This is a genomic window from Jatrophihabitans sp., assembly GCF_035474675.1.
Lineage (GTDB): Bacteria > Actinomycetota > Actinomycetes > Mycobacteriales > Jatrophihabitantaceae > Jatrophihabitans_A.
The window spans coordinates 1-13,837 of record NZ_DATINC010000051.1 but is presented as its reverse complement, the minus strand read 5'-3'; the positions used below and the strand labels follow the sequence as shown (position 1 = coordinate 13,837).

Annotated in this window: 13 protein-coding genes; 9 read left to right on the top strand and 4 right to left on the bottom strand. The window is 71.6% G+C overall.

All coding sequences use genetic code 11. The features are described from left to right. Positions 1-54 precede the first annotated feature (54 nt). Both VLJ82_RS05770 and VLJ82_RS05765 read right to left on the bottom strand, forming a co-directional pair. Positions 55-1,155, bottom strand: a complete 1,101-nt coding sequence (locus VLJ82_RS05770; RefSeq protein ID WP_408662373.1) for a glutamate--cysteine ligase — start codon at positions 1,153-1,155, stop codon at positions 55-57. 38 nt (positions 1,156-1,193) lie between these two features. Further along, complete coding sequence (locus tag VLJ82_RS05765; protein WP_408662372.1) at positions 1,194-1,835, bottom strand: hypothetical protein; 642 nt, start codon at positions 1,833-1,835, stop codon at positions 1,194-1,196. Between the two features lie 241 nt (positions 1,836-2,076). Here VLJ82_RS05765 and VLJ82_RS05760 point away from each other — a divergent pair, with 241 nt between their 5' ends. Together VLJ82_RS05760 and VLJ82_RS05755 are read left to right on the top strand one after the other, a co-directional pair. Beyond that, positions 2,077-2,757, top strand: a complete 681-nt coding sequence (locus tag VLJ82_RS05760; RefSeq protein WP_408662371.1) for a DedA family protein — start codon at positions 2,077-2,079, stop codon at positions 2,755-2,757. A 377-nt stretch (positions 2,758-3,134) separates the two neighbouring features. Then, positions 3,135-4,124, top strand: a complete 990-nt coding sequence (locus VLJ82_RS05755; protein ID WP_408662370.1) for a hypothetical protein — start codon at positions 3,135-3,137, stop codon at positions 4,122-4,124. A 259-nt stretch (positions 4,125-4,383) separates the two neighbouring features. Here VLJ82_RS05755 and VLJ82_RS05750 read toward each other — a convergent pair whose 3' ends face one another. Together VLJ82_RS05750 and VLJ82_RS05745 are read right to left on the bottom strand one after the other, a co-directional pair. Continuing rightward, on the bottom strand, positions 4,384-5,448 hold the full coding sequence (locus tag VLJ82_RS05750) for a YihY/virulence factor BrkB family protein (RefSeq protein WP_408662369.1): 1,065 nt from the start codon (positions 5,446-5,448) through the stop codon (positions 4,384-4,386). After that, positions 5,441-6,199: a uracil-DNA glycosylase gene (locus tag VLJ82_RS05745; RefSeq protein WP_408662368.1), complete on the bottom strand. Its 759-nt coding sequence runs from the start codon at positions 6,197-6,199 to the stop codon at positions 5,441-5,443. Before VLJ82_RS05745 ends, VLJ82_RS05750 begins: the two co-directional genes overlap by 8 nt. A 582-nt stretch (positions 6,200-6,781) precedes the next feature. Here VLJ82_RS05745 and VLJ82_RS05740 point away from each other — a divergent pair. From VLJ82_RS05740 to VLJ82_RS05710, 7 genes are all read left to right on the top strand, one after another. Next, positions 6,782-7,126, top strand: a complete 345-nt coding sequence (locus VLJ82_RS05740) for a hypothetical protein (protein ID WP_408662367.1) — start codon at positions 6,782-6,784, stop codon at positions 7,124-7,126. Next, positions 7,123-8,298 (top strand): zinc-dependent alcohol dehydrogenase, encoded by a 1,176-nt coding sequence (locus VLJ82_RS05735; RefSeq protein ID WP_408662366.1) that lies wholly within the window; start codon positions 7,123-7,125, stop codon positions 8,296-8,298. The genes VLJ82_RS05740 and VLJ82_RS05735 overlap by 4 nt, the downstream gene beginning before the upstream one ends. Positions 8,299-8,457: 159 nt before the next feature. Beyond that, positions 8,458-9,252, top strand: a complete 795-nt coding sequence (locus VLJ82_RS05730) for a TIGR03084 family metal-binding protein (protein WP_408662365.1) — start codon at positions 8,458-8,460, stop codon at positions 9,250-9,252. Between the two features lie 74 nt (positions 9,253-9,326). Next, complete coding sequence (locus tag VLJ82_RS05725; RefSeq protein ID WP_408662364.1) at positions 9,327-9,896, top strand: DUF5987 family protein; 570 nt, start codon at positions 9,327-9,329, stop codon at positions 9,894-9,896. Next, positions 9,893-11,548, top strand: coding sequence for a GMC family oxidoreductase N-terminal domain-containing protein (locus VLJ82_RS05720; protein WP_408662363.1), 1,656 nt, complete (start codon positions 9,893-9,895; stop codon positions 11,546-11,548). The genes VLJ82_RS05725 and VLJ82_RS05720 overlap by 4 nt, the downstream gene beginning before the upstream one ends. A gap of 56 nt (positions 11,549-11,604) precedes the next feature. Then, positions 11,605-12,672: a carboxymuconolactone decarboxylase family protein gene (locus VLJ82_RS05715; protein ID WP_408662362.1), complete on the top strand. Its 1,068-nt coding sequence runs from the start codon at positions 11,605-11,607 to the stop codon at positions 12,670-12,672. A 388-nt stretch (positions 12,673-13,060) separates the two neighbouring features. Next, on the top strand, positions 13,061-13,837 hold a 777-nt coding region (locus tag VLJ82_RS05710; RefSeq protein ID WP_408662361.1), incomplete at its 3' end, for an FG-GAP repeat domain-containing protein.

Genomic DNA, 13,837 nt, shown 5'->3' with positions numbered 1-13,837 from the left:
TAAGCAACCCGGACAACACTGTTTCCTTGGTGGCCCTCGCCTGACCGGTTCGACTCAGCCGTGCAGCGTGCGCGCGGCGGCATCGGCCACCACGTCGCGCAGGCTGGCGCGCGCCGCGAACGCGGCGCGCTGCCGGTCCGCGCCGGTGCCGTGCGCGCGCAGCCGGGCCAGCCCGTCGGCGACCAGTTGCGCGTCGCCGGCTCGGTCCAGCGCCGGCCCGACCAGCTCGACCAGCTCGCCGACCAGCTGCCAGCCCGGCACCGGCTTGCCGGTGCGCGGGTCGACCAGCTCGCCGGCCAGGCCCGACCGGGCGGCCCGCCAGGCCGCGGCCCGCAGCAGGACGGTACGGATCGGCGGCGCCGGTTCGCCGGCCTGCCAGCGGCTGGCCGCCGTGTCGACCAGGGCCCGGGCCAGCGCCGCGACCAGCACCGCGTCACGGACGTCGGTGCACACGTCGGCGACCCGGATCTCCACGGTCGGATAGTGCACCGACAGCCGGGCGTCGAAGTAGATCATGCCGTCGTCGAGGACGGTTCCCGACTCCAGCAACTCGGCGACCGTCGCGTCGTAGGCCGCCACCGTGCCGAACACCTCGGTCGGGCCGGCTGTCGGCCAGCGACCCCAGAGCACACTGCGAAAGCTCTGGTACCCGGTGTCCTGGCCCTGCCAGTACGGCGAGTTCGCCGACACCGCGGTGAGCACCGGCAACCAGCCGCGCAGCTGGTCCAGCACCCCGACGCCCTCGGCGCGCGAGGCCGTCCCGACGTGCACGTGCTGGCCGCAGACCAGTTGCTGGCGGGCCAGCAGGCCGTACTCGGCGGTCAGCCGCTCATACCGCGGATCGGGCGTGGTGCTCGGCTCGCTGCGCTCCGGGCTGGTCGCGACGGCCACCACGGTGCTGCCCCGGGCCGCGGCCGTCTCCGCCGCCGCCCGGCGCAGCCGGACCAGCTCGGCGTGCAGGTCGGCCATCGAGGTGGTGGCGGGAGAGCCGATCTCCACCTGTTCCCGCTTCAGCTCGTGCTCCACCAGCCGATCGCCGCCGGGCCGGTCCCGGGGCGAGCGGGCGACGACATCCTCGGCGACCGGGGCGGGCCGGTGCGCGCCGGCCTCGACCAGCAGCAGCTCTTCCTCGACGCCGACGTTCCGGATCTCCACCCGTCCCAGTCTGGCGCACCCGGTCCGGCCCCGCCGGCTCAGTCCGCCCGCGCGCCGGCGTCGACCTGGGGACGGTAGCCGCCGCGCAGCGCGGCCACCGTCGCCGGTGGGGTGATCACCTCGGCGGTGCCGGTCCGGGGCCGGGACCGGGGCGCGGCATAGCCCTGCGGACTCCAGCGGTGCAGCCGGTCGGCCTGCACCAGGTGCGGCTCGTCGTCCAGGGCCACGAAGGTCGCGTCGGGCAGCGCCGGCCACGGCATCGGGTGCACCCGGCGGCGGTGGCTGCCCCGCACGATCCGCTCCTGGTGCAGCTGGCGGTCCATCTCCTTCGCCAGCGGCGGGACGGACTGCGCCAGGGCGGCCGTGACGCAGCCATCGGCGTGCCCGGCCACCCAGGCCGAGCGGTAGGCGGTGTAGTCCTCCCGCCGGCACAGCGCGCAGGGCCGGTGCCCGGCGGCGAGCGCGACCGCCTCGTCGAAGAAGTACAGCACCGTGAAGTGCCCGGGCTCCCACTGCCGCAGCCGCCAGTCCCGGTACTGCAGCCGGCAGGTGATCCACAGGTCGCTGCGGTGGAAGCGCACCACGTCGGTGCCCTCGTGCAGGATGCCGCGGTTGCCGAGCCAGGCGCCACGCTGCTCGATGGCAACGATGTCGCCCCACGGGGTGACCCGGTTGCGCATCGGGGTCCGGCTCTCCGACGGCGCCGGACCGGCAGCTGCTGTCCGCGGTGGCATCGACCCGGGCACCCCTCTCCTGCGACACGGCGGCTACCAGCCGGGATCCCGGCCGGTGCCGGTCCATGGTGCGGGACCGGCTGCAGCCGGTCAATCAGCCGGCCGGTTGATCGACACCGCCGCGGCACCCGAGGTTGAGCAAGACAAAGCCGGGGCAGTGGGGGGAAGTTCGAAGTACCGTGTGTCCATGAGCGTGACCAGCACGATCGTGGAGCCCGTGCTGAACTTCTCCGGAATCCCGGCCTACGCCCTCGTCGGGGGCCTGGCCTTCGGCGAGGCGGCGGTGTTCTGCGGCTTCCTGCTCCCCGGTGAGACCGCCGTCATCCTCGGCGGCGTGCTGGCCTACCGGCACTCGGTGTCGTTGACGGTGATGGCGATGGTCGTGGTGGCCGCCGCCATCACCGGCGACAGCGTCGGCTACGAGGTCGGCAAGCGCTACGGCCACCGGGTGCTGGGCAGCCGGGTGTTCGCCAAGCACCAGAACGCGATCGCCGGCGGCCAGCACTTCCTGCACCGCTACGGCGGCCGGGCGGTGTTCCTGGGCCGGTTCACCGCGTTCCTGCGCGCGGTGATGCCCGGCATGGCCGGCGCCGCCCAGATGCCGTACCGCAAGTTCCTGCTGTTCAACGCCCTCGGCGGGCTGATCTGGGGGCTGGGCTTCACCCTGCTGGGCTACCTGGCCGGGGCCAGCTACCACCGGCTGGAGGACTACGCCGGCAAGGTCAGCCAGGCGATCCTGGTGGCGGTGATCGTTGGGGTGGCGGTCTTCGCGCTGCGCCGGCACCGGGCCAGGTCCCGCCTGACGGCACCGCTGCCGGCGCACGAGACAACCGCGCCGGACGCCGTGGCGCCGCAGGCCGAAGGCTAACCGCCAGCACGCCGGACGTTCCCGGCTGGCGCGTAGTGGATTCCCCTGTCAAGCAGTAGGAAACAGGCTCGAACCCAGTGGGTGCGGTTTGTAACGATTGATGGGAAACACCGCCCCGAACTCCGCTGTCCTTGCAAACCACGCTCCATTCCGGTGCCGGTTCCGTAGCATCATGGGCCCCTTCCCCGTTCGAGCACAGACCCGGAATGATCGCTACCTTGCCGCAGCAGGCGGCCCTCACGACGCGACGAAGGGCTCGGCACACCCCGGTGTCCCGAGCCCTTTCGCCATTATCTGCACCGCGTTTATGCGGAGGGCCAGTTGTAGTTTTCCAGCACGGCAAAGACACCTCCTTACACGTATGGCAGGCACGCTGAATGACTGAGCAGATACAGAGCTTCCTGCTCTTGACTGCGCTCAGTTTGGCGTATTCACACTGCCTCAGATGGAAAGAGGTATTGCGGCGAGCCGTGGTGTCAGACCGTGTCCCCGATATGCTGGGGGTCTGGACATTCGCGGGCACAATGCTGCTGCCGGCGCCGCTGATAGTTGCGCTGGTGATAGTAGTCAACCTGGGCGAGTGGCCCTCGCGCCGAGCGGTGGGCAACGGTCGTCCCCTCAAGTACGCCGTCAGCACCGTCGGCACCGCGGCGTCCTGCCTGCTCGCCTGCTACGTGCTGCACCGGCCGGCGCTGGGGATGCTGGCCATCCCGGCGGCCGTCCTGACCTTCTGGGCGACGAACATCAGCATCGTCGCCGCGCTGATCCGGGCGTCCGGAAAGCGGCACGTCTGGCGGATGCTGGCAGCGGTCCCCCGGGCCCACCTCGTCGAGGTCGGCACGCAGGCCATGGGTGCCGGGCTCGGACTGGCCATGGCCTGGCACCAGGCCACTGCGGTGGCCGTGCTGCCGATCCTGTTCGCCGTTCACCTCGGCGCGCTTCGCCATACCGTGCAGGCCGAGCACGCCTTCGACGCCGAGCTCGGCCTGTGGTCCGAACTCGCCTGGCGGGTGCAGGTGCAGCAGCGGCTCTACGACCTGCCGGGCCAGGTCGCCCTGCTCATCATCGATCCCGACCAGGCCGGCCAGCAGCGCCAGATCCTGCAAGCCATCGCCTCCGGCCTGGGTCCGGCCGACCTGCTCGGCCACTACGGCACCCGGCAGATCGTGGCGCTGATCGCGGTCGGCCGGCCCGAAGCCGGCGCCTTCCTGAGCACCGGTTTCCGGGCCGATCTGGCGGCCGCCGGGGTCCAGGCCGCGCTCGGTTGCGCGACCACGGCCGATTCCGATCTGGAGGGCCTGTTGGTCGCGGCAATGTCGGACCTCATGCGCCGGCGGGCCGCGGCCGGCATAAACCGGAGCTGGTGACCCGGCCCGGGTCAGCCACCCAGTGACTACGAAAGTCGGAAATATCCGAGCCTGCCGTGTCTGCGGCAACCCGTACCCAATTTCGGTAATCGCGATTTCAGAAATGTCTGTCGGTAACCGGATGCTGTTTCGTGGGAATCGACACCGGGTTGCTATGCCGGGGTCGCCCCCTTTCGGAGCGGAAGTGCGAGTTCTCCACGATTCCGGGCCGCCGGATTCCCATCGGTAAGAGGCGCCCGCCCGGAAGGGACCGGACGGGCTAGCCGGCGTCCGGTTGGCGGGGGCTTTCCGGCGGCGGGGACTCCTCGCTGCCGGCCGGTTTGTCCGGCTCGTGGAACTCGACCTCGACCGTCTCGAAGCCCTTGTGCTTCTCGGTCATCGGGTAGGAGGCGTAGGCCCGCCGGTCGCCCTCGGTGAGCCGGACGTTGTCGGTGAACGGGGTGAGCAGGCTGCGCGGCCAGAGCTTGCGGGCCCGGACCACGCTGTACTCGGCGCACAGCACGATCACCAGTGCGCCGAGGTAGATCCAGGCCAGCAGTCCCAGCACCAGGCCGAAGACCCCGTAGGTGGCGCTGGCGTCCTTGAGCTGGTGGCTGATGTAGTAGGTGCCCACCTCCTGCAGCACCTGCCAGCAGATCGCGGCGGCCAGCGCGCCGTTGCGGACCTGGCCCACCGTGATCTGCTCCGCGGTCATCAGCTGGAAGGCCGCCACGAACAGGGCGGCGTTCACCGCCACCGACAGCACCGTGCTGAGGATCCGGGCGCCCACCCCCAGGTCGCTGCCGTAGGCGCTGGCGCTGGTGGTCAGCGCCGAGAGCACCGTGGTGGCCGCCACGCCGCCGCCCAGCAGCAACAGCAACAGCAGGCTGATGCCGCGGGCCTTGAGCGGATTGGGCCGGGCGTTGCGGGGCACCGCCCAGATCTTGTTCATGGCGTTCTGGCAGGCCTGGGCCACCCCCAGCCCGCCGTAGAGGCTGCCGGCGATGCCGACCACCAGGCCGAGCACCCGGCCGTGCAGCGGGTCGATGTTGGTCCGCAACTGCTCGCCGATCACCGGGAACTGGCTGAGCGCGGAGTTGAGCACGTCGGCCTGCAGCTGCTTGTTGCCGTGCAGGGCGTAGCCGAGCAGGGTGACCAGCAGCAGCAACAGCGGGAACAGCGAGACGAAGGCGTAGTAGGTGATCAGCGCGGCCAGCACGGTGCCCTGGTCGTCGAGGAACTTGTAGAACACCGCCAGCGGCAGTCCGGCCCACCGGTGCCGCCGCTGGAACCGGTCCAGGGCGGTCGCGGTGCGCGACGCCGCCGCCGGCAGGTCCTCAGCCATCGCCGGCTCCCCGGTCCGGCGCCGGCAGCAGTCCGGCGGCGGCCCCCGCCCGGGCCAGCACGTCGCGCAGCATGGCCGGGGTCAGCCGTCCGGTGAAGGTGTTCTGCTGGCTGACGTGGTAGCACCCGAACAGCTCCAGCTCCGGTCCGGAGTCGGTGGCCGGCAACCGCACCCGGCGGCCGTGGCCGAACACCGGCAGCGGGCGCGGCAACCGCCAGGACGAGGCGGCCAGCACCGGCAGCAGGGCCTGCCACCCGAAACCGCCCAGCACCACCACCGAGCGCAGCGTCGGCCGCAGCAGCTGCAGCTCCCGCGCCAGCCACGGCCGGCAGGTGTCGCGCTCGGCCGGGGTGGGCCGGTTCTCCGGCGGCGCGCACCGCACCGGCGCGGTGATGCGCACCCCGCGCAGCGACAGGCCGTCGTCGGCGGTGACCGAGGTCGGCTGGGAGGCCAGGCCCACCTCGTACAGCGCGGCGTACAGCACGTCGCCGGACCGGTCGCCGGTGAACATCCGGCCGGTCCGGTTGGCGCCGTGCGCGGCCGGGGCCAGCCCGACGATCGCCATCGCCGCGTCCGCCGGCCCGAAGCCGGGCACCGGGCGTCCCCAGTAGTCCCAGGCCCGGAACGCGGCACGCTTGTCCCGCGCCACCTGCTCGCGCCACCGGACCAGCCGCGGGCAGGCCCGGCAGTCGACGACCTCGGCGTCCAGCTCGGCCAGCGACGAGACGCGGTCCGGCCCCCGGGTGGTCACCGGTCGATCATAGGCACCGCCGCAGGCCCGGGCCGGGCTCGATTCGGCCGGTCCGCGGCCGGCGGCGGCACCGGCCCGGCGGCATTGTGTCAATGATCACGTGGCATTTTGGTTCCGCTGCACGACAGGCCTGTGCGGCCCGCGGCCCGGTGGGGCAAGATCGACGGGTTGGACGCGACAGCCCCGGGAATACCGGCATCAGGCACGCAGGAAGTGGACGACGGTGGTACCTCGCTGCGACGACGCGCTGGGCCGGCCCGTCCGTCGCGCCACGGTGGCCGGCCCCGGACCGGCAGCCTTGACGGGAGCGGAAGGGTCACGGAGACTCCGGATGTCCCTGAGCACGACCCCGGGCACCCCGCCCGGTGGGGAGCAAGCCTGGCTGTGCTCGACCGGTCGGCCCTGGCTGCCCCTCTACCGCCGGCCAGGAATCAGGTTATGAGGCTTTTCGACATCGCTACCGCCCTTCGGTCCTCGGGCGCGGCTACCGCAAGGGCGATCCGGCGCCGGCTTTCCCGGCAGCACCCGCCGGCGGACGAGTTCGGAGAGGAAACGCTTTCAGACCTGTTCCGGTGGCAGACCGTGACCATCCTGGCCCCATCGCACGACATCGCCCCGGACGGCCGGTTGCCCGCCCCGCTGGCCGAGCTCGGCGACCTGGTCGAGACCCGGCTGGAACCGGCGCCCGGTGGTCGCGGCACCGAGCTGTCGGCGCGCACCCGGCCCGGGCACAAGCCCGAGTCCGCCGGCTGGAAGGGCGAGGATCCGGCCCGCCGGATTCGCACCGCGCTGCAGCACGCCCGGCAACTGGTCGAGGTCGGCGAGGTGCTCCGCATCCATCCGCAACCGGCCGGCCGGCGGCGGCCGGCCCGCGGGCTGCTGGTGGACCTGATGACCGACGACACCGACCAGGAAGGCGTGGTGTGAAGGCACTGTGCTGGACCGGGGTGGACCAGCTGTCGGTCGAGACCGTTCCAGACCCCAAGCTGCTCAACGCCCACGACGCCATCGTCAAGGTCCGCTACAGCTCGGTGTGCGGTTCGGACCTGCACGTGCTGGGCGGCTACCTGCCCACCATGCGTCCCGGCGACGTGCTGGGACACGAGTTCATGGGCGAGGTGGTCGAGGTCGGCTCCGCGGTCACCCGGCGCCGGGTCGGCGAGCGGGTGGTGGTGTGCTCGTTCATCAGCTGCGGTCGCTGCTGGTACTGCCAGCACCAGCTCTTCTCCCTGTGTGACAACGGCAATCCGAACCCGGCGGTGGCGGAGAGCCTGTGGGGCTACGCGCCGGCCGGGTGCTTCGGCTACTCGCACGCGCTGGGCGGCTTCGCCGGCAGCCACGCCGACTACGTACGGGTTCCCTACGCCGACCAGGGCATGTTCCCCATTCCGGACGAGGTGGACGACCTGACCGCGCTGTTCGCCTCCGACGCGGCTCCCACCGGCTGGATGGGCGCCGAGCTCGGCGGGGTCAAGCCCGGCGACGTGGTGGCGATCTGGGGAGCCGGCGCGGTCGGGCAGCTGGCGGCCCAGGCCGCGCGAACGCTCGGCGCCGCCGAGGTGATCGTCATCGACAGCCTGCCGGAGCGGCTAGAGCAGACCGGCCGGCGAACCGGCGCGCAACTGCTCGACTACCGCCGGACCGACGTGCCGGCCGAGCTGCGCGAGCGGACCGGCGGCCGCGGCCCGGACGTCTGCATCGAGGCGGTCGGCATGGTGGCGGGCAACTCGGCCACCCTGTACGGCTATGACGATTTCAAGCAGCAGCGCCGGCCCGGCACCGACCGGCCGCTGGCGGTCCGGGAGGCGATCTTCACCTGCCGCAAGGGCGGCAGCGTGTTCGTGCTCGGGGTCTTCGGCGGCGTGGTCGACAAGTTTCCGCTGGGTGCGGTCATGAACAAGGGGCTCACCCTGCGCAGCGCCCAGCAGCACGGCCACCGCTACATCCCCATGCTGCTGGAGCGGATGATGCGCGGCCAGCTGCAGACCCGGCACCTGGCCACCCACGTGATGCCGCTGGCCAGGGCCGCGCACGGCTACGAGCTGTTTGCCAACCGCCGGGACGGCTGCGTGCGGGCGGTGTTCGTCCCCGGCCAGTAACTCCCGAGGCCGCAGTCCGCACCCCGCTGCCCCCGTCTTCCAGATAGCCCTACCGCGGCCTTCCGGCACGCGCAAAGACACCCTCGGCGCAGCGCTGCAGCACGCTCGGAACCGGAGAAGACACCGTACGAGCAGGCTGTAGCGAGAGGACGGGCAGACGTGACCCAGCAACCGGATCCCACCGGGGCCCTGACGGCAGAATGCGACGAGGTCGACGCGATGCTGGCCGGCCTGGACGACGAGCAGTGGCAGCTGCCCACGCCGGCGCCGGGCTGGACCATCGCGCACCAGGTCGCACACCTGGCAGCGACCTTCCGGGTGGCAGGCCTGGCAGGCTCCGATCCGGACGCCTTCCGCGCCCTGATGACCCGGTTGAGCAATGACTTCACGGCCAACGTGGCCAACGCCCTGGCCGAGTACCTCGCCGACCCGCCCAAGGTGCTCTTCGACCGCTGGCAGGCCGAGCGGAACACCGCGGTCAAGGCGCTGTCGTCGGTGCCCGGTGACCAGCTGGTGCCATGGCTGGTCAATCCGCTACCGCCGTCGGTGCTGATGATGGCCGGCATGATGGAGGCCTTCGCGCACGGCCAGGACATCGCCGACGCCCTCGGCGTCCGGCCGGTGCGCACCGACCGGATCCGGTTCCTGGTCGCCTTCGCGATCCGGGTCTGGGACTTCGGCTACCTGGCCCGCAACGAGCCCAAGCCGGACGTGGAGTTCCGCTACGAGCTGACCGCGCCGTCCGGCGCGCTGTGGCAGTTCGGCCCGGAGAACGCCGAGCAGCGGATCAGCGGCCCGGCCGAGGACTTCTGCCTGCTGGTCACCCGGCGCCGGCACCGCGACGACCTCGCGGTCACCGCCGTCGGCCCGGACGCCGAGCGCTGGCTCGACATCGCCCAGGCCTACCGCGGCCCGGCCGGCGAGGGCCGCCGGCCCGGCCAGTTCGCCCGCTGACCGGCCCGATCCCCCGGCCAGTTTCAGCCCCGACCGGTTCCGGCTCCGGCTCCGGTCCAGACAGGAGAGACGTTATGGAACCGGCTACCTCGGACGAGGAGCAGACGAAGGTGATGACCCTGGAGGCCTTCGCCGACACCATCGTTCCCGGCAACAAGCGCTGGCCCGGCGACCGGGCGATCGCGGGGGTCTCCTCCGACGGCGGCTCGGTGGCCGCCGGCGCCCTGGAGTTGCTGAACTCCGATGCCGGCGGGCTGTCGCAGTGGCTGGGCGGCCTGGCCGGCATGCTCAACGGCCACGCGCAGAACTACGCCAAGGACAACGGCATCTCCCTCGACGAGTCGGTGCCGGCGTTCGTCAGCCTCGACTACGACGACCGGGTCGAGCTGGTGCTGCAGCTGACCGCCTGGGAACACCCGGAGCGGCAGGGCTGGGTGAACCTGGTGATGTTCTCCAACATGGCCTGGGACACCGGCGCGTACATGCACACCGTCGACGCGCTGGCCGCCGGGCATCCCGGGTTGCTCACCCTCGGCTTCGCGCCGCCGGACGCCGACGGGCTGTGGCGGTTCCCGCACTACTCCTACGGCCGCAAGCTCGCCGAGATCCACCCCAACACCACCGAGACCGGGAGCCCCGCATGAGCACCGAAAGCACCGACGTCCTGGTCATCGGCAGCGGCTTCGGCGGCTCGATCGCGGCCTACCACCTGGCCGCCGGCGGTGCCCGGGTGGTGGTGCTCGAGCGCGGGCCGTGGCTGGAGGCCGACGACTACGACCAGGACTTCAAGCTCGGCTCGTCCAGCACCAGGATCTTCGAATTCACCGTCGGCAACGGCATGAGCGTGCTCGGCGGCAACTGCGTCGGCGGCGGCAGCGTGGTGTACTTCGCCACCATGCCGCGGGTGCCGAGCTACATCTTCGAGCGCCGGGGCAGCATCGGCCGCCGGATGTGGCCGGCCGCGATCAGCCGGGACAGCCTGGAACCGTGGTACGACCGGGTCGCCGAGGCGCTGCCGATCAGCAAGCAGAAGTGGGAGACCGTGCCCTTCGCCGGCGGGGTGTGGGCGGCGGCCTGCAACAACGCCGGCCACACCTGCAACCCGGTGCCGGCCGCGGTGGACACCGCGCTGTGCACCAACTGCAACTGGATGATGTCGGGCTGCAAGTTCGACGCCAAGCGGTCGCTGCTGCTGAACTACCTGCCGGCCGCCATCGCGCACGGCGCCGAGATCCGGCCGTTGCACGAGGTGCAGCAGATCACCCGCAACGACGACGGCGGCTACCGGGTGCACTACAACACCCTGCACGACGTGGACTACCGGGAGCTGACCGGCAGCGGGACGATCGACGCCAAGCTGATCGTGCTGGCCGCCGGCACCGCCGCCACCCCGGTCATCCTGATGCGTTCGGCGCCGCAGCTCGGCCCGATGCCCGACGCGGTCGGCAAGTACTTCTCCGGCAACGGCGAGCGGCTCAACACCGCGGTGCTCAACGAGGACCGGCTGCGCGACGTGCTGGGCCTGGACCGCGGCGACGGCGTCGCCTTCGAGGCCGGCCAGATCGGCAAGGGCCCGGTGGCGGCCTGCTGGGACTGGCTGGACGGCTCGCTGCCGGAGTACGAGCGGTTCTCCCTGGAACAGCTGTACTTCCCGCCGGGGCTGGGCACCATCCTGGCCCAGGTCGCCGACGCTCCCGGGAAGAACACCTGGTTCGGCCGGGAGAAGAAGGAGATGATGCGGCACTGGAAGTCCTGGCTGACCACCTTCACCATGTCCGAGGACGACAACGAGGGAATCTTCGGCCCGCCGCCGCCGACCGGCAACTCGATCCGGGTGTCCCAGCAGATGTTCGGCCTCGGCCCGTTGAGCTATGAGCCCACCGAGAACACCCGGCGCGGCTGGGCCAAGTCCGACGCGGCGGTCAAGAGCATCCTGGAGAAGGACGGCATCGCCAAGGTGATGCCGTGGACCAATGACGTGGTCGGCGCCTACACGGTGCACCCGCTGGCGTCCTGCCGGATCGGCGACGACCCGAACACCTCGGCGCTGGACGACAACCACGAGCTGCGCGGCCACCCGGGCATCTTCGTCACCGACGGCTCCGCGGTGCCGTGCGCGCTCAACGTCAACCCGGCCAACACCATCGCCGCGCTCGCCGAGCGGGCGATGCCGGCGATCGTGCGGGCGGCCCAGCAGCGCGGCATCAACGTCAGCTACGGGGCGCCGGCGCCGCACGGTGGCACCAGTGCCCGCGCCGCGGCGAACAAGCTGGTTCCGCAACTGCTCCGCGACTGACCTCCGATCAGCATCCGCGCGGCATCTCCACTCCGCACATTCCCCGAGGAGCGCTGATGGTCACGGCCCTGCTGCAGAAGGCGCTGCGCCGGTCACTGGACCAGGTCCGCCATGTCTCACCGGTACGCCCGGACGGCGGTCCCGACGGCACCGTCGCCCGGGTCTACCGGCAGGCCGAGCAGGACTTCGGGATGCTCGCCCCGCCGGTGGCGCTGCACTCGCCGGCACCCGGGCCGCTGGCCGCCAGCTGGATGATGCTGCGCGAATCGCTGCTGGCCGACGGCCTGGTGCCGCGGGCCACCAAGGAGGCCGTCGCCGCGGCGGTATCGCTCGGCAATTCCTGCCCGTACTGCATCACGGTGCACGCGACGACGCTGTCCGCCCTGCTCGGCACCCCGACCGGGGCGGCGGTGTCCGCCGACGACCTCGCCGCCATTCCCGACCCCCGGATTCGCGCCGTCGCCCAGTGGGCGCGCCGGTCGGCCAGCCTGCCGGACAGCCGCTCTTCCGAGGTGCCGTTCAGCCGGGAGCAGGCGCCCGAGCTGATCGGCGTGGCCGTCACCTTCCACTACCTGAACCGGATGGTCGACATCTTCCTCGCCGACTCCCCGCTGCCGCCGAACGTTCCGGGCCCGGCCCGGAGCAACGCGCTGCGGCTGCTGGGACGGTTCATGGGCTCGGCCGCCCGGGCCGACCACCGGCCCGGTGCCTCGCTGGACCTGCTGCCGGCCGCCCCGCTGTCGGAGGACCTGGCCTGGGCGGCAGGCAGCCCGCACGTCGCCGAGGCGTTCGCCCGGGCCGACGCGGCCATCGAGGCAGTCGGCCGGCAGTACGTGCCCGCCTCGGTGCGAGCCGCGCTGCACGCGCGGCTGGCCGGCTGGGACGGCCAGCCGCCGGGACTGAGCCGGGCCTGGGTGCAGGACGAGGTGGCCTCGCTGCCGCCGGAGGACCGCGCCGCCGGCCGGCTGGTGATGCTCACCGCGCTCGCCTCCTACCAGGTCGACCAGCAGGTCATCGACGCCTTCCGCTGGCACCAGCCCGGCGACGAGGCGCTGGTGGCGGCCACCTCGTGGGCCAGCATGGCGGTGGCCCGCCAGGTGGGCTGCCGGTTGCGGATCGGCTGAGCGCCGCGCCGCCCGGCAGCGCCCGGAATACCTCCCTGCAATCCATCGGTTCCGGCATGCCCGATTTCGGCTGCCGGCGCCCGGCGAGGCCATGGAATGCCCTTGATCGCATGTGGGATTGTGCCAATAAAACAGCCTTGTTCCTGGCAGCCGGGCACGGGGAGAGAAGATCACCAGCACCTCGAACCGCATCCTTGGATGGTCGCTAGATGGGGCGGTGTAAAGCGTCCCCGGCACGCCACAGCAGGCAGGCGATACGGCGCCTGAGGTCTTGTCCTGGCCAGAGCGCAGGGACGGCACCCCAGGCGTCGTGTCACGTTGCGCCCCTCTTTCCAGCACGTCCCTACTCCTACCCCTAGACAGTCGATCTTTTCGTGAAGGGTGAATCATGGCGGCATCCCGAGAACGCCTCCGCAAACTCGTCCCCGGCCTGGTAGCCGCGTTAGTCCTGGTTTCGCTGTACGTGGTCGCGCAGAGCCGGGTCGCTACCTACGGGGCGGACTCGGTGGCCACCCAGTACAAGTTCAAGGAAATGCCCATCGCCATGCCGGCGGGGTACGAGAACCAGAAGATGAACACCATCCGGCAGGTCAACCGGGCCTACGCCAAGATCTCGGCCTGGATCTCCTCGGTCGGAGCCAGCATCGCGATCAACGACCTGGTGGGCCACGGGCGCTCGGACGGCATGTGCTTCGTCGACACCCGTACCAACTCGGTGGTCGTCACCTACACCCCGACCGCGCCCGCCGCCGACCGGTTCGCCCCGTTCGTGCTGGACGCCAAGCCGCTGCCGATGGACGCCGCGATGGCTCCCACCACCTGCCACCCCGGTGACTTCAACGGCGACGGCCGGACGGACCTGCTGGTGTCCTACTGGGGCCGCACGCCGATCCTGTTCCTCGCCAAGGCCGGCGCCACCACGCTGTCGATGGACGCCTACCACCCGCAGGAGCTGCTGCCGTACCAGTCGGTGGACGGCCGCTACCACGGCCCGCGCTGGAACACCGACGCCGACTGGGTCGGTGACATCGACGGCGACGGCCACCCCGACATCATCATCGGCAACTACTTCCCCGAGTCCGACGTGCTGAACCCGAACGGGCAGAACAACGTCGTCATGAACAACTCGCTGTCCACCGCCAAGAACGGCGGCGGCGACCGGGTG